The sequence below is a fragment of the Pararobbsia alpina genome, from assembly GCF_965118125.1.
In the GTDB taxonomy this organism is placed as follows: Bacteria; Pseudomonadota; Gammaproteobacteria; order Burkholderiales; family Burkholderiaceae; genus Pararobbsia; species Pararobbsia alpina_A.
This window is the reverse complement of sequence record NZ_OZ221287.1, coordinates 3,630,972-3,656,219: the sequence shown is the minus strand read 5'-3', so window position 1 is coordinate 3,656,219 and position 25,248 is coordinate 3,630,972. Positions and strand designations below refer to the sequence as shown.

At 56.7% G+C, this 25,248-nt stretch carries 23 protein-coding genes and 2 tRNA genes; 12 read left to right on the top strand and 13 right to left on the bottom strand.

What is annotated here, in order from left to right; genetic code table 11:
• Positions 1–154: 154 nt before the first annotated feature.
• Positions 155–733 (bottom strand): transcription elongation factor GreB, encoded by a 579-nt coding sequence (gene greB, locus ACMFWR_RS15790; protein WP_413192547.1) that lies wholly within the window; start codon positions 731–733, stop codon positions 155–157.
• A 118-nt stretch (positions 734–851) separates the two neighbouring features.
• Between greB and ACMFWR_RS15785 the strand changes: the two genes are divergently transcribed.
• Positions 852–928 (top strand) — tRNA-Arg (locus ACMFWR_RS15785).
• A 350-nt stretch (positions 929–1,278) separates the two neighbouring features.
• Here ACMFWR_RS15785 and ACMFWR_RS15780 read toward each other — a convergent pair.
• The 3 genes from ACMFWR_RS15780 to ACMFWR_RS15770 form a co-directional block, all read right to left on the bottom strand.
• On the bottom strand, positions 1,279–1,590 hold the full coding sequence (locus ACMFWR_RS15780) for a transposase (RefSeq protein ID WP_413192546.1): 312 nt from the start codon (positions 1,588–1,590) through the stop codon (positions 1,279–1,281).
• A 143-nt stretch (positions 1,591–1,733) separates the two neighbouring features.
• Positions 1,734–2,885: a porin gene (locus ACMFWR_RS15775; protein WP_413192545.1), complete on the bottom strand. Its 1,152-nt coding sequence runs from the start codon at positions 2,883–2,885 to the stop codon at positions 1,734–1,736.
• A gap of 744 nt (positions 2,886–3,629) precedes the next feature.
• Complete coding sequence (locus ACMFWR_RS15770) at positions 3,630–3,851, bottom strand: hypothetical protein (RefSeq protein ID WP_413192544.1); 222 nt, start codon at positions 3,849–3,851, stop codon at positions 3,630–3,632.
• Between the two features lie 351 nt (positions 3,852–4,202).
• Between ACMFWR_RS15770 and ACMFWR_RS15765 the strand changes: the two genes are divergently transcribed.
• A complete protein-coding gene (locus ACMFWR_RS15765) occupies positions 4,203–4,406 on the top strand; it encodes a cold-shock protein (RefSeq protein ID WP_413192543.1) in 204 nt (67 codons plus the stop codon).
• Between the two features lie 129 nt (positions 4,407–4,535).
• On the opposite strand, the gene ACMFWR_RS15760 is transcribed toward ACMFWR_RS15765, so the two are convergent.
• The 3 genes from ACMFWR_RS15760 to ACMFWR_RS15750 all read right to left on the bottom strand — a co-directional run bounded on the left by ACMFWR_RS15760 (position 4,536) and on the right by ACMFWR_RS15750 (position 6,111).
• Positions 4,536–5,138, bottom strand: coding sequence for a chorismate mutase (locus ACMFWR_RS15760; RefSeq protein WP_413192542.1), 603 nt, complete (start codon positions 5,136–5,138; stop codon positions 4,536–4,538).
• A gap of 270 nt (positions 5,139–5,408) precedes the next feature.
• Complete coding sequence (locus ACMFWR_RS15755; RefSeq protein WP_413192541.1) at positions 5,409–5,555, bottom strand: hypothetical protein; 147 nt, start codon at positions 5,553–5,555, stop codon at positions 5,409–5,411.
• A gap of 480 nt (positions 5,556–6,035) precedes the next feature.
• Positions 6,036–6,111 (bottom strand) — tRNA-Thr (locus ACMFWR_RS15750).
• 401 nt (positions 6,112–6,512) lie between these two features.
• On the opposite strand from ACMFWR_RS15750, the gene ACMFWR_RS15745 reads away from it, so the two are divergent.
• The 4 genes from ACMFWR_RS15745 to ACMFWR_RS15730 all read left to right on the top strand — a co-directional run bounded on the left by ACMFWR_RS15745 (position 6,513) and on the right by ACMFWR_RS15730 (position 11,995).
• The gene (locus tag ACMFWR_RS15745; RefSeq protein ID WP_413192540.1) at positions 6,513–8,003 is read left to right on the top strand and encodes an amino acid permease; all 1,491 of its coding nucleotides are present in this window, start codon (positions 6,513–6,515) and stop codon (positions 8,001–8,003) included.
• 113 nt (positions 8,004–8,116) lie between these two features.
• Positions 8,117–9,598 carry a coniferyl aldehyde dehydrogenase gene (locus ACMFWR_RS15740; protein WP_413192539.1) on the top strand — a complete coding sequence of 494 codons (1,482 nt, stop codon included), beginning with the start codon at positions 8,117–8,119 and terminating at the stop codon, positions 9,596–9,598.
• Between the two features lie 292 nt (positions 9,599–9,890).
• Positions 9,891–11,246 (top strand): tyrosine-type recombinase/integrase, encoded by a 1,356-nt coding sequence (locus ACMFWR_RS15735; protein WP_413192538.1) that lies wholly within the window; start codon positions 9,891–9,893, stop codon positions 11,244–11,246.
• Positions 11,243–11,995: a hypothetical protein gene (locus ACMFWR_RS15730; RefSeq protein ID WP_413192537.1), complete on the top strand. Its 753-nt coding sequence runs from the start codon at positions 11,243–11,245 to the stop codon at positions 11,993–11,995. The genes ACMFWR_RS15735 and ACMFWR_RS15730 overlap by 4 nt, the downstream gene beginning before the upstream one ends.
• A gap of 75 nt (positions 11,996–12,070) precedes the next feature.
• Here ACMFWR_RS15730 and ACMFWR_RS15725 read toward each other — a convergent pair whose 3' ends face one another.
• The gene (locus tag ACMFWR_RS15725; protein WP_413192536.1) at positions 12,071–13,405 is read right to left on the bottom strand and encodes a hypothetical protein; all 1,335 of its coding nucleotides are present in this window, start codon (positions 13,403–13,405) and stop codon (positions 12,071–12,073) included.
• Between the two features lie 633 nt (positions 13,406–14,038).
• Between ACMFWR_RS15725 and ACMFWR_RS15720 the strand changes: the two genes are divergently transcribed.
• On the top strand, positions 14,039–15,157 hold the full coding sequence (locus ACMFWR_RS15720; protein ID WP_413192535.1) for a hypothetical protein: 1,119 nt from the start codon (positions 14,039–14,041) through the stop codon (positions 15,155–15,157).
• Positions 15,158–15,230: 73 nt separating this feature from the next.
• Here the strand turns inward: ACMFWR_RS15720 and ACMFWR_RS15715 are convergent, their stop codons facing one another.
• Positions 15,231–15,515, bottom strand: a complete 285-nt coding sequence (locus ACMFWR_RS15715; protein WP_413192534.1) for an H-NS family nucleoid-associated regulatory protein — start codon at positions 15,513–15,515, stop codon at positions 15,231–15,233.
• Between the two features lie 443 nt (positions 15,516–15,958).
• On the bottom strand, positions 15,959–16,627 hold the full coding sequence (locus ACMFWR_RS15710; RefSeq protein ID WP_413192533.1) for a peroxiredoxin-like family protein: 669 nt from the start codon (positions 16,625–16,627) through the stop codon (positions 15,959–15,961).
• A 1-nt stretch (position 16,628) separates the two neighbouring features.
• On the opposite strand from ACMFWR_RS15710, the gene ACMFWR_RS15705 reads away from it, so the two are divergent.
• The gene (locus ACMFWR_RS15705) at positions 16,629–17,345 is read left to right on the top strand and encodes a TetR/AcrR family transcriptional regulator (protein WP_413192532.1); all 717 of its coding nucleotides are present in this window, start codon (positions 16,629–16,631) and stop codon (positions 17,343–17,345) included.
• A 599-nt stretch (positions 17,346–17,944) separates the two neighbouring features.
• Here the strand turns inward: ACMFWR_RS15705 and ACMFWR_RS15700 are convergent.
• Both ACMFWR_RS15700 and ACMFWR_RS15695 read right to left on the bottom strand, forming a co-directional pair.
• Positions 17,945–18,205, bottom strand: coding sequence for a hypothetical protein (locus tag ACMFWR_RS15700; protein ID WP_413192531.1), 261 nt, complete (start codon positions 18,203–18,205; stop codon positions 17,945–17,947).
• A 114-nt stretch (positions 18,206–18,319) separates the two neighbouring features.
• Positions 18,320–18,544 (bottom strand): potassium channel family protein, encoded by a 225-nt coding sequence (locus ACMFWR_RS15695; protein ID WP_413194924.1) that lies wholly within the window; start codon positions 18,542–18,544, stop codon positions 18,320–18,322.
• 1,596 nt (positions 18,545–20,140) lie between these two features.
• Between ACMFWR_RS15695 and tnpA the strand changes: the two genes are divergently transcribed.
• The 3 genes from tnpA to tnpC all read left to right on the top strand — a co-directional run bounded on the left by tnpA (position 20,141) and on the right by tnpC (position 22,537).
• Positions 20,141–20,620, top strand: a complete 480-nt coding sequence (tnpA, locus tag ACMFWR_RS15690; protein WP_413192530.1) for an IS66-like element accessory protein TnpA — start codon at positions 20,141–20,143, stop codon at positions 20,618–20,620.
• Positions 20,601–20,834, top strand: coding sequence for an IS66 family insertion sequence element accessory protein TnpB (tnpB, locus tag ACMFWR_RS15685; RefSeq protein ID WP_413192529.1), 234 nt, complete (start codon positions 20,601–20,603; stop codon positions 20,832–20,834). The genes tnpA and tnpB overlap by 20 nt, the downstream gene beginning before the upstream one ends.
• A gap of 149 nt (positions 20,835–20,983) precedes the next feature.
• Positions 20,984–22,537 carry an IS66 family transposase gene (tnpC, locus tag ACMFWR_RS15680; protein WP_413194923.1) on the top strand — a complete coding sequence of 518 codons (1,554 nt, stop codon included), beginning with the start codon at positions 20,984–20,986 and terminating at the stop codon, positions 22,535–22,537.
• Between the two features lie 66 nt (positions 22,538–22,603).
• On the opposite strand, the gene ACMFWR_RS15675 is transcribed toward tnpC, so the two are convergent.
• Entirely contained in the window at positions 22,604–23,182 is a 579-nt protein-coding gene (locus tag ACMFWR_RS15675) for a nucleotidyltransferase family protein (RefSeq protein ID WP_413192528.1), read from the bottom strand.
• Between the two features lie 141 nt (positions 23,183–23,323).
• On the opposite strand from ACMFWR_RS15675, the gene ACMFWR_RS15670 reads away from it, so the two are divergent.
• Positions 23,324–24,961 (top strand): S46 family peptidase, encoded by a 1,638-nt coding sequence (locus tag ACMFWR_RS15670; protein ID WP_413192527.1) that lies wholly within the window; start codon positions 23,324–23,326, stop codon positions 24,959–24,961.
• Positions 24,962–25,248: the final 287 nt, after the last annotated feature.

The following is a 25,248-nucleotide window of genomic DNA, read 5'->3' as shown; positions in this document are numbered from 1 at the left end:
CGGGTGCCGGCGTTGATGGGTGGTCGCAGCCTGAACGATGCGTACGCGTGCCTGAGTGGTGCGTGAGCACTCCCTGAGGATTGACCGAGCGTTACCCGAGTGCCGCGTGATGCGCATCGGTGAGACGCCACTCAGCCTGGGTTAATGTGCGCGCTCAGTGAATCGTCCCGTCCGCGTCGGGATAGATGACATCCAGAATTTCGATCTGCTCAACACCAGCGGGTGTCTGCAACGGCACGACATCGCCAATGCGCGACTTCACTAGCGCGCGAGCGATCGGTGAAATCCAGCTGACTCGATTGTGTTCGAGATCGACTTCATCGATCCCGACGATCATGATCTGGTGCTCGGTGCCATCCTTGGTCGCATAGTCGATCGTCGCGCCAAAAAACACCTGGTCGCGATTCTCCTGTTTGCTTGCGTCGACGACCTCGGCAATGTCGAGGCGCTTCGTGAGAAAGCGGATGCGTCGATCGATTTCGCGAAGTCGGCGCTTCCCATAGATATAGTCACCGTTCTCGGAGCGGTCACCGTTCGAAGCGGCCCACGATACGAGCCTCACGACTTCAGGACGTTCAACATCGATGAGACTCAGCAGCTCATCTTTGAGTCGCTTGTAGCCTGCGGGTGTGATGTAGTTCTTCGCACCCGCAGGGATTGCGGGAGCGGCGGCGTCGAGATCATCGTCGTCACCATCGGAAGATGAAGATTCTTTGACAAAAGCCTTGTTCATGGTGAAAATGCGGGCTGCGCGAGAAAGCGCGTGGACACGAAGCATAGTGTATAGGCAAAGAGTTTAACAAAACGCTTTGCAAACGCCGAAGTCCTCGCTATAATCTCGCTTCTGATGTGCGGCTGTAGCTCAGTTGGATAGAGTACTTGGCTACGAACCAAGGGGTCGTGGGTTCGAATCCTGCCAGCCGCACCACTTATGCTGTAAAAAAGGGGTCTTCCGAATGGAAGACCCCTTTTTCATTTCATCGTCAAAAATCACATTCGGATGCGTGGACGCCATCGAGTGCATTCGATGCCGCAGGATCGCGGTGCGTTCGCAAGGTGTCCGCGGTGTCGGTACGTTCGTCGGGATTTCGGTAGGACTACGAGGCGAATCTTGAAGCCCTGGTGCGCACCGGTTCAACGCACTCACGGTTCGCAGCGTCTCGCGAAACAGTGACGGCTGTGGTTACGCGCTGAACGCGCTGTGAGGGCCGGACGATTGGATGGCGCGACGCTCCGATGGAGCGCGCCGCTCAATGTCGCGACTCGCGCAACGCGAAGTCACGCGGTGAATGTGCCTGACTCTGACGGATCCGATTGCTCGCGCGATGGGCATGCGCCGGATCCCAGCAACCGCGCGACTTCGCTGAGCCGCCCGTCCTTCTTCCATATCAGGTACTTCGAATAGCACGTCTGCTGCGGCGGAAAGTGCGTAGGCAAGTACAACCAGCGTTCGCCCGAACGTTGTATCCAGAGGATCGCGTTGAGCACGGTGCGAGCATCGGTGCTTGGCCTCCCGATCGCTCTGCGTGTACCTGTGTCCTCAAACAAATGTCTGACGGCATTCCATTCGTGGTCGGTGAGATCACTCATATGAGGGTTCCTCGCGACGCCTGCCACGACCCGACTGCCCGGAGCGTTGACGCGCGCCGCTGGTGTTTGATCATCAGGCCAGGGACCTGACGAAAAAAAAGGCGCCACGACACTGCGTGGCGCCCTGCCTGATGTCAGCGATATCAGAAGCGGTGACGCAGGCCGGTCGTCACGAGCACCTGCGAATCCTGATCGGCAGGTCCGCTTGCACCGACGATGTACGCGCGGTTCGCATCACCATTGGCGTTTTGATAGGCCGCACCGAGATACACGTCAGTGCGCTTGGACAGCGAAAGATCCGACATCAGATTGATCTGCTGGAAGTTGCCATGCTGGTCGGCGCGATTGCGAGTGAACCGGACATCGCTGAACACATACGATCCGCTGAGCGTCCACGCAGGCGTGACTGCATACTTGCCGTTCAACTCGTAGTTATTGATCTTCGCGTCGCTGCTGCCGATCTGCGGCATCACGCCGATCGTGCCGCCAAAGCCGGTGGCGCCGTCGAGACGCGTCTGGGTCCAGACGAAGCCGACCGAGGCGGGGCCGAATGCGTAGCTGCCGCCGGCGCCGAATGTCGATTGCTTGTCGGCCTGGAAGCCATAGTCGCTCGACACGGCGCCGCCAGGGTTTGTGGTGCTATTGGGCTGGTTGATCGCCGTGTAGGCCGCGGCCAGGCGAAGTGGCCCGTTGTCGTACTTCATACCGAGGCTATAAGCCCGGTTGTTGTCCGACAGGCCGCTGCCACCGTTGGACGCGGCATACATGCCGCCGAAGGAGAAGCCGCCGTAGTTCGCGCTCGTGTACTTGAACGAGTTGTTGAGACGGAACGTTCCGCCGAGGTTGTCGGCATCGAACGGGTGCGCAAACATGAATCCGCCCGAGCGGTCATCCATGTTTGCCAGGCTCAGCGGGCTCAGGTAGTCGACCATGGCGTCGTACTGACGACCCAGCGTCACGGTACCCCAGTGATCGGAGGCCAGTCCGACGAACGCCTGCCGCCCGAACAAGCTATTGTTGCCTTGCGTCGATCGGCCGCTATAGACGTCGAATCCGCCTTCCAGGGTGAAGATGACCTTGAGTCCGCCTCCCAGATCTTCGGCACCGCGCAGACCAAACCGGCTGCCCGAGGCCATGTTGCTCGACGCGCGCCACGTCGAGCCGCCGCTGGCCACGTCGTTGCTCGTATAGGTCAGGCCCGCATCGATCAAACCGTAGAGCGTCACGCTGCTTTGTGCCTGTGCGGCGACAGCGAACAAGCCAGTCACACCGGCCAACAAAAGCTGCTTTTTCATATTTCCCACTCCGTTACGTATCAAGTCCCGTGGCGCATCGCATGCGCGGTATCTGGCGAACGCGTGCGATCACCCGGTCGCAAGAACGTCAGCGAAAACACTGATCGATTTCTTGACCGGGCCGAGCTTAAGGGCGACGGGGAGTGGCGGCCATGATTAAAAGTTAAATAGCCTTTTTAAATAAGTCGAACTATGAAACTGAGATACGCTGAAGAGCGATGCAGATAGATCTCAATGGACGGGGAGATAATTATTGGATAAGCATTGATTTTGCGGTGTTGTTAAAAAATCACGCTTGCATGTGAGTGGTATTTTTAAAAGTCGAAAACACTATTTGAATTCATTGAATAACGCGAGACGACAGATGTCGCAAAAAATCATTGCATCCGTCGAATTGTCTTTCTTCAACGGCGCGGCCGGCGCGGCGGGTGAGCGCGCAGGGGAGCATCCCATGCCTTCGAATTTTTTTATGCCTTGGCGGTACTCAGGGGAAGTCACGAGCCGGATTTGAGTGCGCGAGGTCGCCCGATGCGCGACCCCGATACGTCGAGAGGTTTTCCTATTCGACGTGTGCGACGTGTGTGTCGACGTTTTGTTGTAGCCGTGTTGTAGCAGTTTTATACCAGCGCACGACGAACGCCACGCATCGTCACGGCACCACGCCGCTCGGTGCAATCGCTCACGCGAAAATCCGCTCCTAACCGATATTCGATATATCAGTCGCGATGCGCATACGCTTGCAGGTTATACACCGTTCTTCGGGCTGAAATCAGTCACGCCCCAGTCTTCGAGCACGTAGTGACGTGCATCCATCGGCGAACTCAGAAGATTGGCCCAGTGATCGCCGTGCCAGCAGGATAGGTCAAGCGCGACGCCTGTTGGCATCGCGAGCGCGGGTTTCGCGCGTGTCAGTCGCGAGCGATGTTTGCTCGACAGGCCGACCGCACGTTTGATGAAATCGAACATCGAATTGCTCCAGAAAACGTGGTGGTCATGATCGATGTTATTTTGTCCATGAGTCACAGCAAGAGGCGTTAACACCTAGACATGCATACCGGTTATGTATTATCGGGTTATCTTTACCGACACCCATGGCATACCAAAATGAATGACGAGCGCTGATGTTTTGTCGCGCTAACGTTTGCGACCCGCGACTACGGCCGAAAGGCAGATACTCGGGTATCCGAAAAAGACTTGACTCAAATTTCGCGCCTATTTATAAAGTCGGTGTGGGCTGTGCCTCGATTAAATCGGGCGCCCGCTCAGTCGATGAGCAAGTGTGTCGACTTTGTATACATCAACTATTCGGGATGGAATATGGAAACGGGTGTAGTCAAGTGGTTTAACGATGCGAAGGGCTTTGGTTTCATTGCAGCGGACGGTGGCGGCGAAGATCTGTTCGCGCATTTCTCCGAAGTCAAGGTTGAAGGTTTTAAATCACTCAAGGAAAATCAACGTGTTTCCTTTGAGGTGAAAACCGGCCCGAAGGGTAAGCAAGCGGCAAATATCCGCCCGATCTGAGCCGCATGCCATCAGAGCATCCGGCTGCAATAAAAAACCCCACCGCGAATCGGTGGGGTTTTTATTTGGATAAGTGATTCGTGACGGGAGACGCTTAATCTCAGCTCTCACGAATCGTACGCGTGATCGCTATCCCTGGACGGCGACACCGCCTGCTTCGCACACGTGGCTGAGTGCACGCATCAATGCATCCGCTTCCGAGGAGTCGAATTTAGTCAGTTGTTTCCAGTTCGCGAGGCTTTCGGCAAGCTGGCTGGGGCAATCGGGAGCGTTGCGCACCGGGGTAACCCGCGCAAGAGCCTGAATCAAGGTGGCGTCGAGGTGATCCAGCTTCGGGCGGACATCCGTCGCCAGGTCGGGAGCGGGCTTTTTCGGCGCGCCACTCGCGTGCCATTGATCGAAGAGCTGCTGCTGGACCATTTTGCTTGCTTCGATTTGATCGGCGAAGAACGCTCGGGCGAACGCCGGATCCACTCCCTGCGTGGTCGCATGTCCAACGACGTCAGCGAGCACTTGCTTTTCGCGTGGCACATCGGTGATGGGTTTGCTGTTCAGCCACTTGTACTGCGCGACCGGTGTCGCGAGCGACAGGCGTTCGGCGACGAGGGCAATCACGTTCGTGAGGGCGGTCGTTTCGCCGGCGGCGTGAGCGGGTGGCGCGCTACAGACGGCAGACAGGGTCAGGGCGATCTGGCTTGCGACGAAGGCAATTCGGCGAATGCGGTTGTTCATTGCGCTGAAGACGATGGCGGGTGAGAGGACGTGGTGTGCGACGCGATTTTCGGTCCGACGTCGTGTGGAACGAAGAGTTCCGTCACGACCGAGTCGGCGTTCGAAAACGGGATAGTACCGGCGAATGGCGCGCGTCGACTGTACAGGGGGGGATCAGGCTGTGACGAGCGGTGCCGGACCGCTCCGATGATGGGTGCAACAAACAAAGGGAGTCCGCGTAGCGGCCCCCCGTACGAGCTTGAGACGAGTCCTACCTGGCGCTCGTCACGCTCAGTTTGGCTTCATGCGAGCCTGACGTTCTTCGAAAAAAGCGCGTACATGCTCAGGCAGGTCTGCCAGAAATTCTACGTTGGATGGCTCCGGATCCGGGCAGGCGACCTTGTCGGGCGCCGGGATCTTCGTGGGCTTCGCATCCATGGTCTTCTCCCCAATCGTGGCGTCAATTATCCGCTTGCGCGTGGGCTTGTCACAGCGACCCCCGGGTTTGCCAGCACGTGTGTTGCGCGGCGGGCACACGGAGCGGGAGCGGTGCAGCCATGAATTTGTTAACGACGCCTTTTATGTTTTGTTGACACGACGCGCAGAAGTTTTTTCGCCGCCGCCGAATGCACGGACAAGGCGTCATTCGACGGACACAACCTGGTGTTCGTGATGGCCGGACGGCCCAAATGCGATCGATCGTGCTGCGTTTGTCGAGCGCCATGTTGAGCTCGAGCGATCGAAGCGCCTCGAACGAATGGCGAGTCGTCAACAGTGATCGTTGAGGAACCGTCGACGACCGCGATCCTGTTTCAACACACCGGATCGCTGCATCCGCAGCCGACGTGAAAAACAAAAAACCCGTGAAGAACTTGCGTTCTATCACGGGTTTTTTGCTTCCCTTTACAGGGGGAATTCTGGTGCCGGAAAGAGGAATCGAACCCCCGACCTTCGCATTACGAATGCGCTGCTCTACCGTCTGAGCTATTCCGGCGACGAAGAAACGAGAGTATAGCGGGGGTATATCGGGAAGGGAAGCCCCTTTGTGCAAATCGATTCAAAAATCCGGACGACCATGGCGATCGCCGCGCGAACGATGTGAGTGCAATTCGATGCGACCGCGTCGGTCGTTGCGGCAGTGCATATGGCAAATCTGCGAGCGGTGCTGTATCAGGTAAACATCAGCGTGCATTCCGATGCTGATCATCGCCTTGCTTCTCAGTGCTTTACGGACCGAGGAGGCGTAGGGACAGCCTTAACCCAATACGTATAAAGTAAACACCTTTTTTGCCGCGAATAGCTGATGGAACAAGGCCTTGCGTGTGTTACGGCCCGGAAGTTGCTGCCGTGAATAGCGCGATGCCATCCCGTTGGCTCATCAAGGGAACGACAACAATGACAATCTTTGCCAGAAAAACAATCGATGCGCTTCAAGCCGAAGCGGACGCTGGAGACGAGTTCGACACGGGCGAAAGCCATCGGACATTGAAACGAACGTTGTCAGGCTTCGACCTGACGTTGTTAGGAATAGGCTGCATTATCGGCGCCGGGATTTTCGTTCTGACGGGCCATGCTGCGGCCGCGAACGCCGGTCCTGCCGTCGTGTTGTCGTTTGTGTTCGGCGCCATCGTCTGCGCCTTTGCGGGGCTGTGCTATGCGGAAATGGCGTCGACCGTTCCCGTGTCGGGCAGTGCCTACACGTACGCCTATGCCACCATGGGCGAGTTCATCGCCTGGCTGATCGGCTGGGACCTGATCCTCGAGTACTGCCTTGGGGCGACGACCGTCGCCATAGGGTGGTCGGGCTATGTCGTCAGCTTCCTGCACGGGTTCGGCATCGATATTCCGCAGACCCTTTCGCAGGCGCCTTTCGCATTCGACCCGGTCACGCACTGGAGCCACACCGGTGCGCTGCTCAATATTCCCGCCATGCTGATCGTCGCCGTGATCACGGTGCTGCTCGTGATCGGCATTCGCGAGTCGGCACGTGTGAACAGCGTCATCGTCGTGATCAAGGTCCTGATCGTCGTTGCGTTTATCCTGGCGGGCATCGCCTACGTCGACAAGGCGCACTGGGTTACGCAACATAATCCGCAGGGCCTGTTTATCCCACCGAATGCGGGCCATGACGGTGTGTACGGATGGAGCGGTGTGTTGCGCGGGGCGGCAGTCGTGTTCTTCGCTTACATCGGGTTCGACTCGGTATCGACAGTCGCCCAGGAGACAGTCAATCCGCGCCGCAATATGCCGATCGGTCTGTTGGGCTCACTGATCATTTGCACGATTCTGTACGTGCTGGTCTCGTATGTCCTCACCGGCATCGTGCCGTTCGACAAGCTCAACGTCTCCGACCCGATCGCGGTCGGTATCGATTCGATCGGCATGCGCTGGCTCGCGCCGATTATCAAGCTGGGGGCGATCTTCGGGCTGACGTCCGTGATCCTCGTGCTGCTGCTGAGCCAGCCGCGCATTTTCTATACGATGGCCAAGGACGGATTGCTGCCGCCGTTCGCGTCAAAGATTCATGCGCGTTTCCGTACGCCCTACATCACAACGATCGTCACCGGTGTGATCGTGATGGTGCTGGCGGGTCTGCTGCCGATCGGCCTGGTTGGTGAGCTCGTGAGCATCGGCACCTTGTTTGCGTTTGCTGTCGTCAGCATCGGCGTGGTGGTGCTGCGTATCACTGAGCCGACACTCGAGCGGCCGTTCCGCACGCCGGCCGTCTATGTCGTCGGTCCGCTCGGCGCGCTGTCCGCCGTCTTCCTGATGATCGGCTTGCCTGCCGACACCTGGATTCGGCTGGTCGTCTGGATGGCGATCGGTATCGTCATTTATTTCGGATATGGCGTGCGTCACAGCAAGCTGCGCAAGCAAGCCCACTGAGCGTCGCGCTTATCTCACAGTAATCAGATCAATCCGATATCTGAATCGGATTGATCTTGTGCATCGCCAAGATCCCAATGCCGCAGTATCTGGCCCACCCAACGGTGAGAGTCATGAGAGGACGGCAAATGGATATCTGCGATTCAGCACGACAACGAGAAGCGGGCGGTGGCGGCGTGGCGAGCCCGTTCGAGGCGATGGACGTCGCCTTCACCTGCCAGCGCCGTGCCTTCGAGTCCGCGCCGTATCCGGCTTTCGAAAGGCGGCATGAGACCTTGCGTCGACTGCATGCGGCTGTCCGAGCGCACGCCACACAGTGCGCGCAGGCCGTGGCGGCGGACTTTGGCATTCGCGCGCACGAAGAGACTCTGCTAGTCGATATGTTGCCGTCGCTGTTGCATATCGATCACGTGCGCCGAAATCTGAAAAAATGGATGCGGCCCTCGCGACGGCATACGGAATGGCTGTTCAAGACCAATAGCGCCCGTGTGCACTACCAGCCGAAGGGCGTGATCGGTATCGTCGTACCGTGGAACTTCCCGTATTACCTTGCGCTGGGTCCGCTCGCCACGGCACTTGCCGCGGGCAATCGCTGCATGATCAAGACCTCGGAATACGCGCCCCATGCGTCTCGCGCGTTGAAGGCGTTGCTCCGCGATGTCTGCGACGAAAGCGAGGTCGTCGTGGTGGAGGGTGATGCAGAATCGGCCAGGCACTTCTGTGCGCTTGCCTTCGACCATCTTGTTTTCACGGGGTCGCCGGCCGTGGGGAAGCACGTGATGCGGGCGGCGTCCGCAAACCTGACGCCGGTCACGCTCGAGCTCGGCGGGAAGTCGCCGGCGCTGGTGTCGCGCACGGCAGACGTGTTGGCGGCGGCACGTCGGATCGTGCACGGCAAGACAACGAACGCAGGGCAGGTCTGCGTCGCGCCGGACTACGCGCTGGTGCCGAAAGAAGATCTCGGGTTGTTTTGCGAACAGGCGCGGCGCGCCTATGAAAGCCAGGCTCATGACAGCGCATCGGGCACGGCGATGATCGACGAACGCGGATTCCAGCGCATGCTCGATCTGCTCGTCGACGCCAGAGCGTTGGGCGCAGACATTGTCGCGTGTGCGGACCCGCGGCCGCGAACGCGACAGCTACCGCTCTACATCGTCACGGGGGTGAAGCCGCAGATGCGCATTGCCCGGGAGGAAATCTTCGGGCCGATCTTGCCGGTGATCGCTTACGACGCATTCGACGAGGCGATCGATCGCATTCGTTTCGGCGACCGGCCTCTCGCGCTGTACTACTTCGGGAACGACCCGGACGAGCGCCGTCGTGTGCTTGACGACGTACACGCTGGCGGTGTGACGATCAATGACTGGGGCTGGCATGTGCTGAATCACAGTCTGCCGTTTGGCGGCACAGGCACATCGGGGATGGGCAACTATCACGGCGAGGAGGGCTTTCGCGAACTGTCGCATGCAAAAGCGGTATTCACCGAGCATCGGTGGTTTCCGATCGGGCTCTTCCATCCGCCGTACGGGAACTGGGTTCAGCGATGCGTGCTGCGGTGGTACTTCGGCAAAAGCGCCGCTTGCGAGGATCGGTAATCGATATTCGACGGCACGGGCCGCTGATCGGTTGAGGATCGATCGAACAATAAAAAAGGCTTAGCCGAAGCTAAGCCTTTGAATTCTTTGGTAGGCCGTACGTGACTCGAACACGTGACCAACGGATTAAAAGTCGTACGGTTATCGAATTCCTTCGTATAGATTCGCACGGATCGAAATCTTTTAATGACGGAAAATCAAAGGGATAGATATCATTTGCGTGTATATCGAATTGACTCAAATAGATTCATGTTCGTATGATCTGCCTACATGATGCCTACATGGAGGCGCGATGCCCAGACAAAGCCTGACCGTTTCTCGAGTTGAACGACTGCAATGTGAGGCCGGCAAACAGCAAACAATCTACTGGGACGACAAGACCCCGTGGTTGGGGTTGCGAGTTACCAGCGCGGGGGCGCGATCGTTCGTGTTCGAGTCGCGACTATTCGGAAAGACGCTTCGAACGACCATTGGCGATGCGCGCTCACTAGAACTGGGCAAAGCACGCACCGAAGCCGCACGACTCAAAACACTGGTCGACGATGGCAAAGATCCGCGAGAGTTGCGCGCTGCGGAACAGCAGGCTCACGCCGCAAGACAGGTCGAGGCGAAGCGCCGCAACGCGTCGTTCGGTGATGCCTGGGACGAGTACGTCGCAAATCGGCGCCCCTTTTGGGGCGAGCGTCACTATGCCGATCATCTCCAACACGCAGACGTCGGCGGCAGTCCCAAGAAGCGAGGCAAAGGCTTGACGCATCCCGGGCCGCTCGCGCCGCTTCGGCCGTTGAATCTCTCTGACCTGACCAGCGAATGCATCGGATCATGGATGACAGCCGAATCGGCGAAGCGTCCAACTATGGCTGCCCTGTCGTTTCGCCTGCTGCGGGGCTTTATCAGGTGGACAGTCGACACCCCGGCATACGCGGGGGTCGTTCCCGACGGCGCGTACAAATCACGTCAAGTCCGCGAAGCGATTCCCAGAGTCAGAGCTAAGGAAGGCGATTCGCTCCAACGCGAACAACTCGAGACGTGGTTCAGCGCAGTGCGCAAGATCGAGAATCCAGTCATCGCTGTCTATCTGCAGGGCTTGTTGATCACCGGCGCCAGGCGCGAGGAATGGGCAAGTTTGAAGTGGTCGGACGTTGATTTTCAGTGGCGTAGTGTCACGCTGGACGACAAGGTCGAAGGAACAGCGGGACGCACTATTCCCCTTAGCCCCTACCTGCGCGCGCTTCTGCTGGACCTGAAAACAAGAAACGAAATCGCGCCGAGCCCTAAACAAATCCAGCGGCTTGCCGCTAAAGGTAAACAGTGGGCGCCGTCGCCGTGGGTATTCGCCAGTAAAAGATCCGAAGACGGAAAGCTGGCGGAGGCTCGCCTTGCACATAACCAGGCGCTCGCGGTTGCCAGCCTGCCCCATTTGACTTTGCACGGCTTGCGGCGATCGTTTGGGACGCTGTCGGAGTGGGTGGAAGTGCCGGTGGGCGTCGTCGCTCAGATTCAAGGTCACAAACCCTCTGCGATCGCCGAGAAACATTACCGCCGACGACCGCTCGATCTGCTACGCAATTGGCACGACAAGATCGAACGATGGATGTTGGAACAGGCGAAGATCGAGTTTCACGAGGCGAAACAGGAGCAAGAATGAGCGGCGCAGTTTCGGCGGAAGAGTTCGTAAGCTATACAGTGCGGCTTCGAGACAAACTCATGCATTACGCGACCATGGATGCATGGACCCCAATCATGGGGGCTCTTCTCTTAGGCGGAATTGAACCTCCGATCGGTTGCACCACAATTCCCGCCGGTCCGATGGTAGGCCTAGATGGCGAACCGAGTCACGAGAAATGGGAAGCTCGCAAGATCCTCGAGGAATGGAAGGGTTGGTGCGCGGATCGGGACCAATACCCCGAGACGATTACGCCAGCCGACTTCATTGCGTGGTGCGTTGACGAAGGCATCAAAGAGCGCTTTTCCGTGCATTCCGCCTTTATTTGGATTGGCGCATTTAACGACCTATTCGGCTACACGGAGGTTCGAACGATACCTTTCGAGGTGGCTCTATATGCCAGCAAAATGGCTGAACCGATTCAGACGATCCTTGCGCGCTTGGATGAGTTGGATCATGGCGCCCGTCCCCCACCCCCGCACGATCACGTAACCGGCCGCGAGAAAGCCAACGTGAACAAGCCAAATGCTATCGCCGAAGCGCGTGGTTATCTGTTAACCGAAGAATTCGCGGCGGCGCTCAGCGTCTTGCCGACCACGATCCATAAGTCTTGGACACGAAACGGTCACTACGGAGGAGTTCGACCCGAAAAACTTCCCAGCGGGCGCCTAAAATGGCCCCTAGATGCGGTCGATCGAGCTTTGAAAGTCGTAAACAACAAACAAGACTAAGCACGTCACGACGTTTGCTATCAAGAACTCCCGAATTCACGAATCATGATCTCGTGAATCATGTCCGACAACTGTCTACGGTTCAGTCTGAGCGTTTCTCGATTTTTTTCCCTTCCTCGCGCTTTTCGAACGTGCCTTATCTGCCCGCTCTCGCGCACGTTCCCATTTCGAAGCGATCTCAGCATGTTCCGATGCCGCGGACTCGTTCAAGATATCTTCCAACAAGGGGTTAGTCGCTCGATCGGACACCTTTTGTTTTGATGGTTTTCGACTTGTTCGCGGCGAAAGTTTACCCGCCGGCGAGAGACTAGGCCAATATCGCCGCTTGCCATCCGGTGGATTCGGGCGCAAATAAAAATCAAATAATATTGCCGACATCAGTATCTGCAAAAGGTCAGCATAAAATCTAGTATTTTGTTGAAGGGTGAGCAGCGCATCTATTCGACAGGCGCCTTTGGTAGCCACCTCGAGTGCCCCCCACGCACCCAATAAGTTTAGCGCCGTTTTTTCAGCTGAATTAAAAATATCTTCCGAAAGAAATACGAATACATCAAACGCATAGCCCTCACGAGCGCTATGGTGAAGAAAGATGGATCTACCCAACAACAAATTCTTTTTCACTTGACGTTTTAACAATCGGAGAAAATGATCTCGCAATTTGATGCTTTCAGTGTGATCGCTTTTTAAGTCGACTGGCGTATCGGGCGTCCATTTGATGGTATATCTGCATATTGCAAAGTTCGGGGCTTTCTTCGCCAGATAGGCTACATTCGACATCAAACTGCGGCGGTTCTCCTTCGGCGTTTTTTGAAAAGATGCTACACGACCGTTGGCGTCACGTGCAAACTTTCTAACTTCGGAAAACATCGTGTTCAGGCCAGCGCAAATATGGTGCAAGTTACGCAAACCAAAGTCTGAAACGGGACCTTCGTTGTAATATGCGTAATTAGTCGCTATCTTCTCGATCGCAAGAAACAACATCCCATTCGTGGAGATCGGATGTTTCTTATCCACGAACTCGTAGAGATCCATATACGGATGAAAATGATGCAGGGGATAATCTATTTTTAATTTTGCCGCTGCACGTTTTCTTTCATTTGTCAGCAGATACACAAAGTCGAGCCCTACTGACGTCACGGTGATAACCGGTCGCGAACGAACCTCGGTTACCGAAAAAGGGGATTCCGATGGGTGTCGGATCCGAGAAATCTGGCCCACTTGGAAAACTACTTGGCTTACAAAGTTTGCGGCCTCGACATAGTCCCTCATCACCCCTAGCGACTGAACTCGGTTAGAAAACAAAACCCACACGGTTTGTGCGATTTCGGTCCATGGCATCTCCGACGTAAGCCGCGCGGCTAAGTCGAAGGGTGTGCTGGAGTCGGTCAACCGATTCGACATAGCGCTCATCAAGAACTGTCCGCAGGTGAGATGTACGAGCAATTTTAGCTCAAAATCTCGGGCACGAGTTAGCATCAAATTTGCGATCGAGTTAGTTCTTAAGCTTCTCTGTGGCCGCTGAGCGAGAGGCCATCGACCGGAGGTCTGCGCAACTAGATCGTTTCGCCTTCGGGGCCACCGCACCTGAAAGCCGGGTGATCCATTCGAACGCGGGCGCCGTGATGATCGCACCCTCATTATTCATGCGTGTGTATCTATGTATATGAGAGCATGAATTAACTCAGGAACATCTCTCGAGCGCCATCGACGAAATTCAGACGAACACCGAGTGATTGCGATTATTGTCGCTTTTGCTTCCTATGGAATAAACCGACAAAGAATTAGAGCAACGCGAGAAGTACCAATCGCTACCAGCGAACAGGATGCAAACCCGATCGAATCCGACATGACTCTTGCTAAAGTAAGGTTCATGTCGCGTAGGCGGCCATTTTCGCGGAATTAATAAGTGGCCAAACTATGAGAACAGTTAGGGCTCGAGGTCGTCGGCGCGTGTGGTCCGTTTTCACGCTGCAAAGCTATCGAATGGCGAGAAACCTAACGTCGACCTCGTCCCGTCCACCCACTACGTGGCGACATTTCATCATGCACGAAACTATCGAAGACCGGGAAGTAATGGAGGTGATCACTCATCTCGACGAACGAGCAAACCTTGAGGCAACCAACATAGATGGTCGCAGAGCTATCGTTATTCATAACGGCTATGGCTCGCGGCATTTGTTCGGCATCGAAAAGTTCGTAAAAGCAATTCAGAGGGGAAGGAAAGGGGGCTTTATCGAAGAAACCGCACGCTACAGCGGTATAAAGATCATTCGAGAGCTCTATCTCGGGGCGACGTACTACCAATCCGTGAACCACTGGATCGAGCAATATTCGAATCTGTACTGTTACTCCGCGCGAGTTCAAGCATTTTACGATGTGTGCAAGGCGATGGGACTCATCGGCAAACGTAATCACTATTTCGGTGAGCCAGGGGAAATCGCTCGCAGTGATGGAGCGAGGTATATGGACGCGTTCAACATGCTGATTGAAGCGGTAAACGCGCGATGCCTCTCGCGGGAATTCAAGGAAGCGGAGCGCCTTCGTCGTCTCAACGCCGAGCGTAACGAAGAAAATGTACTGGCGATGGAAGAAGAGATGTTTTCGGAGCAGACTGGCCGGTCGCGATGGCTGTTATTGTCTCTCACGCTGCGATATAAGCCGAGGTACCGAAGGTGGATAACGCCAAAAACTATCCAACAGCATCGCGAACGGTTCTTCGCGGCACGTCGTTACAACCAGCTCATGGCATACATCGGAAACTACGTCTGGGCGATTGAACAGGGCGAAAACACGGGTCTTCACTTGCACGTCATCCTCTTCTACTCAGGTGAGCACAATCACGACGAGTTCATTGCCAAGCAAATCGGTGAATACTGGGCCAATGAGGTGACGGGTGGGAAGGGCGACTATTGGAACAGCAATCAAGAATGGCTGAAGAGGCACTATAAACGCTATGGCCACGGCATCGGTGTTGGCCAGATCAATTGGAACGACAGAAAAGCTCGCTGGGCATTGCGCGAAAACTTGGTCTATCTAGCGAAGTCCGAGCAATACTTGATGAGCCGGAGTACCGAGCGTATCCGCACGTTCGATATGGGACAGGTGCCGAAGAAGCAGAAACGGGGGCGGCCACGCGCAAAGAATGGCTCAGCGGCTGAATGAGGTCCCCATTGCAGTGCTAGAGGACTTTCTGCAAGCTTGTATTGGTTTGATTTCTACCCTCAACTTCGCAATCTCAAATGAGGTAGGGCTCACGGGGCTTTCCTTGGATCCACTGTGGCGGCTTGCCGCGCCCCGACCAGGTACTTCCGGTCTCGGGATCCCGGTATTTGGCCGGACGTTGCACTGCCGGCCCTTTCTGCTTCTTCGGCTTCGCGAACAGTTCGTCAGCCGTGAATCCAAATGTCGCGATGACTTCGCGTACTTGTGCGAGCTGAGTGGACCGTTCCGCGGCGGTTAGGTCGGCGATTTCCTGTTCGATACGCCGACGCTGCTCGATTAGCTCTTGTAATTTGCTCATTTGATGACAGCAAGGGGATGGTGCGAGTACTGTAACGCGTCGCTTCAATTACATCAAATCTCGTATGCGTAAGGCCGCAGCCGTTGCGTTCCGACAGGGCGCACGGATAGCCCTCCGCCATGCCGCAGGCGGCCGGTTAAAACGCAGGCAACTATCTTCGGCGGTAAAGTTTTAAGAGCGGAACCACGGCTGATGATGGCTCGTACACAGGGGCTCGGGAATCCGAATTGGACGCGCGACGAAACAATTCTTGCGCTTGATCTCCACTTTGATTGGAGCGGCTAAATTCCGTCAGACGCGGACACAAGGATACAGGCGCTTTCCGACATGCTTCGAAGCCTTTTACCTCACGCGGAGGCATCGAGGAAATGCTTTCTAAAAACGCAGACAGCGTTGCATTTAAGCTTCAGAACGTACGCCATGCAGCGACCGGCAAAGAGCGCTTACGGCCCACTGATTTCGAGGTGAGAAAGAGCGGCCAGAATCTCGGCGACTTCGGTGCGGGCGGTGTAGTCGGGCTGGACGTCGACGAACTGAACGGTTTGATTTCGGTCGACAATCAATACGGTGGGCCGCGGCAGGTAAGTCGCCCCTTCGGCGTTGACTTTGGTCAGGTCGAGACCAAGCTGGCGCTGGGCGGCCAGAACGTCGTCGGCTTGCTGGAAGGCGATACCGATGCTTCGGGCCACGCGGCTGCCCGGGTCCGAGAGTACCGTGAAGGCCAGGTCCGCTTTCTCTGCGGTCGTAAGGGATTGATCGGGAGACTGCGGGCTGATGGCAACCAGCCGGGCGCCAAAGGCATCGAGCTGGGGGAGCAATTCCTGCTGATAGGCGCGCAGCGCCAGGTTGCAGTAAGGGCACCAGCTGCCGCGATAGAACACGATCACCGCGGGTCCCGCTGCGACGAGCTGGTCGAGGCCGACCGGCTTGCCGGCGGCGTCGTCGAGAGTAAACGCAGCCAGACGGTCGCCGATCTTGATGGCCTCGGCCGGGACACCCTCAGCCAAAAAATGCTCGACGCTGCGGTCGAACACTTCGAGAGCCTCGGGCGGGAGTCGCTTGGCAGCAACCGCTTTGAACTGGTCGGATTGTTCGCGAATCGTGGCAGACACTATGAATCTCCTGGTCCTGGGTCAAGGGCAAAGCGTCATTGGACTGGTCAGTCCATTTATTGAAGCAGGCGAGAACTGGACTGTCAAGTCCAGTTTCGGCGATAATTGCGACATGGGTACACAACCGACCACCGAACGAGGCCGTCAGACACGCCAGCGCATCGTGAACGCTGCGGCTCAGGTCGTGGCGGAAAAAGGGGCGCTCGCGGCGAGCCTGGACGACGTAGGTGCCCGTGCTATGGCCTCGCGCAGCCAGCTGTATCACTACTTTGATGACAAGAACGATCTGTTGCGCGCGGTGGCCGAAGCGACCAACGATGCCGTGCTCCGCGCCCAAGTTGATCTCTTTGCCGCCCTAGATACTTGGGATGGTCTGGTGGCGTGGACGAACGCCATCGTCACTATTCAAGAGCAAGGCGGCGGGCCGAGAGGTTGTCCCATTGCCAATCTTCTCGGCCAGCTTGGCGAACGCGACGAGGGTATCCGCGCCGTCCTTGCCGACGGCTTCGATCGATGGGAGGCTCACATCCGGTCTGGCTTGGCCGCGATGTTTGCTGCCGGCGAGCTGCGGGCCGAGGCCGATCCGGCATGGCTGGCCGCCTCTACGCTGGCCAGTCTTCAGGGTGGACTCATTCTCGCGCATGCCCGCCACGATTCCCGGCCGCTCCGCGATGCTCTCGATGGCGCACTCGCTCTAATCGGAACCTATCGTGCATAAGCGATAGCGGCTGCGGCAACCATGCCACTGCTCTCCGGTAGCGGTGCCTTACTGCGTAAGCGATTGGACCGCGCGAAATAAATTTGTCACTGGCATGCGCAAGTGAACCGCTTTCTCAGGCAGGGGCGGCCGCCTCGGCACTACCGCGAGTAATCGGGCACCAGTGCGCCACGAAGCCGCCGGTCAAGACTGCCTCCGATTTGAATAGCCACGGCCTCGGCGCTCCCGCTCAATGACTGGTTCCCGGCGAGCAAACTGCCGGTGGCACCGCCTCAATCCGGCCACAAAGCGTCGTTCGCATCTGTCGTCGGTGAGACGTTCAGGTGTCGGCTCCGCCTCGCAACCAGCCATCCGATTGTTATAGACGAGCCCACCTTCATCGTGACGATGTGCGTGTGTCCTGCCCGGTTTCCTAAGACCACGCGATTCCGGAAATAACGGCTGTTGGCAACCGCCATATCACCAGTCTTGGTTAAAAAAGAACTCGCGATCCTGTTGTTGAGCTTAGGCATGCCGATACGAGCACGAGAGACTCGCAATGCACATCGTGATCCACAGGTCACACGAGATCTGAAGATGGGCAGATCAAAGCTCAAGAATCACCTCCCGAGGTGGGTCAACACCGCATCTACCCTGTCCTTCACTTCGTTAATTTCTTGCTTGCAAGGGCACTCCGCGCCGAATTTATCGGCAATACGATTCAACCGCTGGATAGTCTCCTCCAACCGATCCAACAAAGGCGCTTCTTCCCCAACCAACATACCGGAACCTCGACTGGGCACTCTGGTCTCAAAAGGCCCTCTCTTTAGCACCCTGTCGACGATCTTAGCAATCAATTCTTCGAGATCTCTTTCGTCCATGGCTTGATCCTCAACAATTGTCTAAATGTGCGACGCCTTTGGCTGCAGCACTGCTTCGTGTAGCCACTTTACTCAACGGAAAACCAAAGCTCATTTCCGATTTACGCTGACGCATTAGTGGGTCTCGGCGTTTTGCAGTCCATTTATTACGCACGCAACGACCACGCCGACAAACACGGTTCCTAACAACCCAAGAAAAATAGACAGCGCCCGCCCTTCCCAGCGAATCGGCACAAGATCCCCGAACCCGATCGTGAGTGCTGTCGTCGCGCTGAAGTAGAAAGCCAAGCCTGCGTCATAGTAGTGCTTCCCTGCGCTATCCGAGAGCCCCGCTCCCATGATCCCGCACGCTGCGACCGCGTAAAGTCCGACCAAAGCTGCGAATACTGTCCATACGGCTAACATTTGTCCAACGATCTTACGAGCGGCTGACTTCAAACAAAGTGTGCTCATATTTAGTAGTTCCGTTGATCTTGTTAAACAAGTAAAAGAGCTTAAAAGAGCTCATGCGGCCACCCACGTCACCGTAGTGAGATACCCTCAAGCGCCCCATGGCTCTCGTCGAGGAGCTTTTGATACTCGTCGCGCGCCTGCTGTGCAACAGCGTTCAGGAGCATCGAGAAAACGTGACATGCTCTCGGTTCGCTGACGCAGATAGAGTGGATACCTTTCGGCGAATCGAAGAGCGCCCTAATTCATCGCATCGTATTGATACAGTCCATTGGCTCTTGGCTTTATGTTTGGTATCGCCATTTCTCTACTCGGATATCGTCAGCATTGCTCGTGCGTTCTAACAGGGCGCGACGGATAACGTTAATGTCCGAAGAATCTGTCTACGTTCGACTGAGCGAGTTGTGGCCCGGCTTTTGAGTTTGCTTAACGAAACTTTTCGACCTATGTTCTTCTCGACTACAGCGGGTGGACGACCACGTTGGATGAATGAAACGGGAAGTGGCTCCCAACGGGCATCGCGTTCAACTAACAATAGGTGGATGCAGCGATGAAAAGGATCGCCCGTTATTTTGCGTTGCTTGTAGCCGCATGTACATTGCTTCAGTTCAACGTACTTGGTGCACCTCCGCAGAGCAAGATTCCCGTTAAGGATCAAGGATTCGTTCCGTTAATGGCAGCGCCATCGCCCAGGCTACCGAACGGAGACATGGCTGTTGCACTACTAGGATCACCCGACTACGGTCAGCTTCCCGCCGGTCCGGGGAACTACGAAATACTAAAATCGAAGGTCGTTGCTGCTCCAGAGTATCAATACACCCTACCCGATGGACAGCTTCGCATAGTCATCTCGGACATTAAAATCACGGTCCAGCGTGTCAAGACCACGACGAACGGTAACGAGCGCATCTGGACGGGCGTTCAAACTACTTACACTCAGTACATGAACCGCGCCGGGGCGGTTCAGAGAGCATTCTGTACTCTCGACAAGACATGTATGAGGAGGACGGCGAGTAGGTATGGGGAAACTGGAATCCGTCACCCGAAGCTGCATGCACCGGATTGACCGTGGCGCGGACTGCGCTCGTCAAAGCCGCTTACACTCTTACGCAGATCGGTGGTTGCGCACAAGGTGGAGGGTTAGTCAGAGCCGCTTCGTAACGCGGTCGACGCCGGGTTGTGTCGGCAATTGAGTCTAGGTGGCAACCTAGTGTTCCGTCCCAGCAATAATTGCATAGCCAAGCTACTTTTTGGACGAAAGCTCTTTTTTGCATTTGGATATTCCAAGGAGGCGAGCGAAACACAGCAATCGGACAAGCGAAGTCGCTCCTGGAGGCCGATTGCGACGCCGAGCATCGTTGCACAGTTGAGGCATTCAATGGTGGTGCTTCGTTCAGATTGATTGTAAGCGGTCAGAAATCACCATCTAGCACATCGTGATCTGCGCAGGCAGGCTGTGTCCACTGTTTTTCAGTGGACACAGTCATGACATCAGAGCAGGTTGAACCGTCTGACCTCAAGGTGGTGAAGGTCGGCCGCGACGGCAAGCGCCGATTTGATCGGCAGACCAAGCAGAAGTTGGTTGACGCTTGCCTGGTACCCGGCGTGTCGGTCGCGGGCCTCGCGCTCAAGCATGGCGTCAACGCCAATCTGTTGCGTAGGTGGATCAAGCTGCATCAGCAGCGACGCACACACTCGCTGACCGATGCGCAGGCCGGCGAGGTAGCGACGCCGTTCATCGAAGTCGTCGAGGCCAGCACGTCTATGATCGCGAGCAGCTCGATCAAACAACAAGCTGTCGGCGCTGCGCGGAGCAAACCGCTGAGTGCGTCGACTGTGTCACATCTGAGCGCGCAGATGACGAACGGCGTCACTCTGACGCTGGAGTGTGGCGCCGACGGCGCAACGCTGATCACCGCCATGATCGACGCACTCGGGCGATGTGATGTTCCGACTGGACGCTGAGCTCAAGGTCTTCGTTCATCGCGACGCGGTCGACTTCCGCAAGAGCATCAACGGGCTCGCGGCCATCGTCGAGCAGTCGATGAAGCTTGATCCATTCGGCCGTGCCGTGTACGTGTTCAGCAATCAACGACGCGATCGTTTAAAGATGCTGCTGTGGGACCGTAACGGGTTCTGGCTTCTCATGAAGCGCCTTGAACAAGACCGCTTCGCGTGACCGCGCAAACAAGCTGTTCTCGAGTTGAGTACAGATCAATTGCACTGGCTACTCGACGGCATCGACATCGAAGCGATGCGCACTCATCCGACGCGATATTATGAGCGGGTGAGTTGAAACGCACGCCAGCATTGCTGGTCTACTCGGCGATGCCCACATCCTCCTCATCCCCCTCGGACGAACTGCAGGCGCTGCGCGCAGAACTCGCTGCCACCCGAAGCGAGTTGCGCACGGTGACGGTCGAGCGCGATTTGCTGCGCGAGAAGCTCAAGGCCTATCAACGGCAATTGTTCGCCGCGAAGAGCGAAGTGCGCGGTGCTGACCAACGTGATCTCTTCCTGAACGAAGCAGAAGCGCTCGCAGACACGAATGCGCCGGCACAAGAGAGCGAAGCCGAGCCGACGGTCGAGATCGGCGCGCACGAACGCAAGAAGCGGGGTCGCAAGCCGCTCGATCCGATGTTGCCGCGCGAGGTGGTGCGACACGAACTGCCGGAATCAGAGCGCGTGTGCGCACATGACGGAAGCGCACTCATCGAGATCGGCGCCGAGATCAGCGAGCAGCTCGATATCGTGCCGCAGCAGGTTCGCGTGATTCAACATCAGCGAATCAAGTATGCGTGCCCGTGCTGCGACCTGGGCATCAAGACGACGCCCGCACCGGCTCGCATCATTCCGAAGGGCTTGCTCACCGAGTCCGCACTTGCGTGGGTGGTGGTGAGCAAGTTCGCCGACGCGTTGCCGCTGTATCGCATCGCTGCGCTCCTGCATCGCTTCGGTGGAGATCTCTCGCGTGGCACGTTGGCATCCAGCGTCGTGCGTGTCGGAGAAGCCGTTCAGCCGCTGATCAATCTGATGCGTGATCATCTTCTGGATGCCGATATCGTCTACGGCGACGAAACGACCGTGCAAGTACTGAAGGAGCCAGGACGAGCCGCGCAACGCAAGAGCTATATGTGGGCACAGGTCAGCGGCACGGGTCCACCTGTGCGACTGTTCGGCTACAGCCCGACACGCAGCGCGGCGCAAGCCGCGACGCTCTACGCTGGCATCAAACCGGGGGCGGTGTTGATGACCGACGGCTATGAGCCGTACAACGCGATCGCGCAGGCGAACCAGTTGGTCCATCTCGGTTGCTGGGCGCACGCGCGTCGATACATGATCGAGGCTGAAGAGATTCTGCCCAAGGCGCAGTGCGGCGGCGAGCATCCCGTGAGCGAGTTCATCCGCTTGATCGCACAGTTATTTGCGCTCGAAGCGCGCGGCGAGCGCTTGACGGTTGACGAGCGGCAACAGCTTCGCCAACGCGAGAGCACCGCCGTGCTCAAAGCGATAGAAGCGCTGCTCCTGCGCCAGCTCAACGTCGTGTTGCCGCAAAGCGCGTTTGGCAAGGCCCTCAATTATTTGAAGGGCCAATGGCCCAAGCTGACTCGCTACGTCGAGAACGGGGCGTGGCCGATATCGAACAATCTCTGCGAAAACGCGATCAGACCGTTTACCGTGGGAAGGCGGAATTGGCTGTTCTACGATACCGTCGCGGGCGCGAATGCGGCGGCAAATCTGTACTCGCTGATCGAGACGTGTAAGGCCAACAGCGTCGAACCCTATCGATATCTCGTTGGGCTCTTTACAGCACTACCGCTCGCGCAAACTGCTGACGATTACGAGCGCCTGTTGCCCTGGCGCGGCTCAACACTCGGCTAAGCATCCACGGCGCGCACGTACAACGCGCGTCGGATGGCTCGGCGCTTGCAGCGAACTTACTCGGCCTTAGCTGGGAATGATGGTCACGTGCGGCCAACGATTGCGATACTGCTTCTGTGTGACTCGGTCCCGATAGGTTGCCACGCTGACTCGCGCGGGATTCCGACGAACCACCATTGCGAACAGATCGTCTAGCCCATATGGTGCGATTACCTTGATCGTATCGTCGTGAAGCAACGTCAACCCCACCGCTGTTGCATACTCCGGCCACGATGCGACGGCGGCTTCAAGCGAAATCAGCGGAGGCACGCCGTGACCAAATGCTGACTCGAACCAAGTATGGACTGCTGCCTGATTGGTGACCTCCCACGGAAACTCTGGACGCAGGCTGGTTAGCTCAGACTCAAACGACGCGTCGCGATCCGCTGAAAGATCTGTGGTATCGAAGTAGGCGACGTCGACATCAGGCAAGGCGGAGGGTGCTGCGAATCCATGCAGCGAATCCCAGACGAGATTCCGTACAGCCCCCGCGCCGATGCACCATGAATGCAGATTCAAACTTCGAACGGCGACGAGTGCCGGCCAAAGCCATGAAGACTCACGCGCGAGGGTAACAAGGCGTGTCTCAAAGTCGTTGAAGAACATAGGGGACGTCTGATGCATGAGGGTGGCAGTCGGCGATAGGACAAGCTTACAAGCCAAACAAGCCAAACAAGCCAAACAAGCTCTCGATATTAACGGACGGTGCCTCGCGCGCGAAGAGCGGACTTTATTGACCGCTTACGATTGATTCGCAAACGCGAGATTCGGGACATCCGCATCGTCTACGCACCACCCTTCTCGGTGGGCGAGTTCGGCGGGGAAGTTGACAATTTTCGATGGCCTCGCCACGGCGGCGACTTCGCGTTTTTTCGAGCATACGTTGCAAAAGATGGCCATACGGCCCCATATGCTCCTGACAACGTTCCTTTTACTCCTAAAGGTTGGTTGAAGATTGAACGCAACGGCGTGAAGGCGGGTGACTTTGTCATGGTCGCCGGCTTTCCGGGCGAAACCAGCCGTATGCGGCTGCCGGAAGAGTTCGACAACGAAATCAAGTGGGTGGCACCCCAGGCGATTCAGGCGTATGAAAGGCAGGTCGCCATCATTGATGATGCCGCAAGCGCGCGTCCGGACATCGCCACGAAATATGCGATCTTCACCGTCATTGCCAAGAATGAGATCGTCCGATCCCGAGCACTGATCGGTGCGGCGCGTGCGAATGACGCGTCAAACGAGTTTCATGCTGAAGACGCCGAGTTGAGAGCTTGGCTCGCAAATCCAGCCAACCTTGCTGCTGCCAAGCTACCTGCCAACACGCTGTCGAAAATCGCTGCACTGAAATCCATCGAGCAGAAGGAAATTGAGCGCCAAAATCAGTTGTTCGTGCTGTCCAAGTTGCATCAGTGGAACTTCTTCACCACGGCCTATCGTGCCGTACGTCTTGCATACGAGCGAGAGAAGCCAGACGCTGACCGAGCTGTGTCGTTTCACGAACGTGATGAAGCGATGATCCAAAACTCGGAAGAGCAAGCGGATAGTCGTTACGACCTGAATGTCGACAAGCGCTTACTCGTCGATAGCTTGACCAGTTATCTAGCGCTTCCTCGTTCGCAACGGATTCCATCGTTGGATACATGGCTAGGGAGTGCACCCACGCCTGAGGCTCTGACGTTAAAGGTCGACGCACTGTTCGCAGGCAGTCAGATTCTCGATGTGCGCAAGCGCGTCGCCTGGACACACATGTCGCTCCAGCAAATGCGGTCTGAGCACGACGCTTGGTTACAGCTCATGATCTCCGTCGTGCCAGATATCGCTCGTGTTGAAGGAGAGGCAGATGCATTGAAAAGCGAAGAAGGTGCTGATCGAGACGCCTATGTCGCCGCGAGACAAGCATTTGCGCACGCTCACGGCGCGCCAACGTACCCGGACGCCAATGGCACTCTGCGCATTTCGTATGGGAACGTGCAGGGCGAGAACGCCGCGGATGGTGTTGCATACACGCCCTTCACAACGCTGAACGGCATCACGGCAAAGTCGACTGGCGTTGAGCCATTCAATGTTCCCCAGAGCGAGCTTGTCGCCATTCAAAGCAAGCAGTACGGCCGCTATGCCTCTACCGAATTGAAATCAGTGCCGGTGAATTTCCTGTCTGACAGCGATACGACGGGTGGCAATTCGGGTTCGCCCACGCTCGATGCGCAAGGCCACCTCGTAGGGCTCGTATTCGATTCGGTGTTTGAAGGTATCGACTCGGACTGGTTGTATAGCGGCGAGAAGCGTCGAAGTGTGCATGTTGACGTCCGATTCATGCTTTGGTATCTGCACGAAGTCGATCACGCCGAAAGCGTCCTATCGGAGCTCTCCTTCACTCAAGATCGATAGCAACGCGGGGAGGCGATCGTTCTCGGCCAAGTCGCAGCGAATCTTGCCAGATTCGTTCAAGTTATTTCTACGGAAATCCAAAGCATCCCTGCGTCGGCAATGCTTGCGTCGGAGCAGGGGCCCTTCGCCACGGATACCTTCTTGGCGAAGCGTATCCCTCTCTCGATGCTTCGAGTCGTGCAAGTTCTACGAGGACGCAACCGCCAGACACTCCCAGAAGTCCTCTCGTTCGGCCGCGTGCGGACCCACAACCGTCTTTTAGTCGCGTCGTGCCAACGGCCGCAACG

Excerpts from the sequence above, each read along its gene's own strand:
- greB (WP_413192547.1), bottom strand. The coding sequence starts at position 733 with ATGAACAAGGCTTTTGTCAAAGAATCTTCATCTTCCGATGGTGACGAC.
- ACMFWR_RS15675 (WP_413192528.1), bottom strand. The coding sequence starts at position 23,182 with ATGTTCTTCAACGACTTTGAGACACGCCTTGTTACCCTCGCGCGTGAG.
- tnpB (WP_413192529.1), top strand. The coding sequence starts at position 20,601 with ATGTTCCGACTGGACGCTGAGCTCAAGGTCTTCGTTCATCGCGACGCG.
- ACMFWR_RS15725 (WP_413192536.1), bottom strand. The coding sequence starts at position 13,405 with ATGAGCGCTATGTCGAATCGGTTGACCGACTCCAGCACACCCTTCGAC.
- ACMFWR_RS15705 (WP_413192532.1), top strand. The coding sequence starts at position 16,629 with ATGAATCTCCTGGTCCTGGGTCAAGGGCAAAGCGTCATTGGACTGGTC.
- tnpA (WP_413192530.1), top strand. The coding sequence starts at position 20,141 with ATGACATCAGAGCAGGTTGAACCGTCTGACCTCAAGGTGGTGAAGGTC.
- ACMFWR_RS15720 (WP_413192535.1), top strand. The coding sequence starts at position 14,039 with ATGCACGAAACTATCGAAGACCGGGAAGTAATGGAGGTGATCACTCAT.
- ACMFWR_RS15770 (WP_413192544.1), bottom strand. The coding sequence starts at position 3,851 with ATGTTCGATTTCATCAAACGTGCGGTCGGCCTGTCGAGCAAACATCGC.
- ACMFWR_RS15775 (WP_413192545.1), bottom strand. The coding sequence starts at position 2,885 with ATGAAAAAGCAGCTTTTGTTGGCCGGTGTGACTGGCTTGTTCGCTGTC.
- ACMFWR_RS15780 (WP_413192546.1), bottom strand. The coding sequence starts at position 1,590 with ATGAGTGATCTCACCGACCACGAATGGAATGCCGTCAGACATTTGTTT.
- ACMFWR_RS15760 (WP_413192542.1), bottom strand. The coding sequence starts at position 5,138 with ATGAACAACCGCATTCGCCGAATTGCCTTCGTCGCAAGCCAGATCGCC.
- ACMFWR_RS15765 (WP_413192543.1), top strand. The coding sequence starts at position 4,203 with ATGGAAACGGGTGTAGTCAAGTGGTTTAACGATGCGAAGGGCTTTGGT.
- ACMFWR_RS15715 (WP_413192534.1), bottom strand. The coding sequence starts at position 15,515 with ATGAGCAAATTACAAGAGCTAATCGAGCAGCGTCGGCGTATCGAACAG.
- ACMFWR_RS15740 (WP_413192539.1), top strand. The coding sequence starts at position 8,117 with ATGAGAGGACGGCAAATGGATATCTGCGATTCAGCACGACAACGAGAA.
- ACMFWR_RS15745 (WP_413192540.1), top strand. The coding sequence starts at position 6,513 with ATGACAATCTTTGCCAGAAAAACAATCGATGCGCTTCAAGCCGAAGCG.
- ACMFWR_RS15730 (WP_413192537.1), top strand. The coding sequence starts at position 11,243 with ATGAGCGGCGCAGTTTCGGCGGAAGAGTTCGTAAGCTATACAGTGCGG.
- ACMFWR_RS15695 (WP_413194924.1), bottom strand. The coding sequence starts at position 18,544 with ATGGGAGCGGGGCTCTCGGATAGCGCAGGGAAGCACTACTATGACGCA.
- tnpC (WP_413194923.1), top strand. The coding sequence starts at position 20,984 with ATGCCCACATCCTCCTCATCCCCCTCGGACGAACTGCAGGCGCTGCGC.
- ACMFWR_RS15700 (WP_413192531.1), bottom strand. The coding sequence starts at position 18,205 with ATGGACGAAAGAGATCTCGAAGAATTGATTGCTAAGATCGTCGACAGG.
- ACMFWR_RS15755 (WP_413192541.1), bottom strand. The coding sequence starts at position 5,555 with ATGGATGCGAAGCCCACGAAGATCCCGGCGCCCGACAAGGTCGCCTGC.
- ACMFWR_RS15735 (WP_413192538.1), top strand. The coding sequence starts at position 9,891 with ATGCCCAGACAAAGCCTGACCGTTTCTCGAGTTGAACGACTGCAATGT.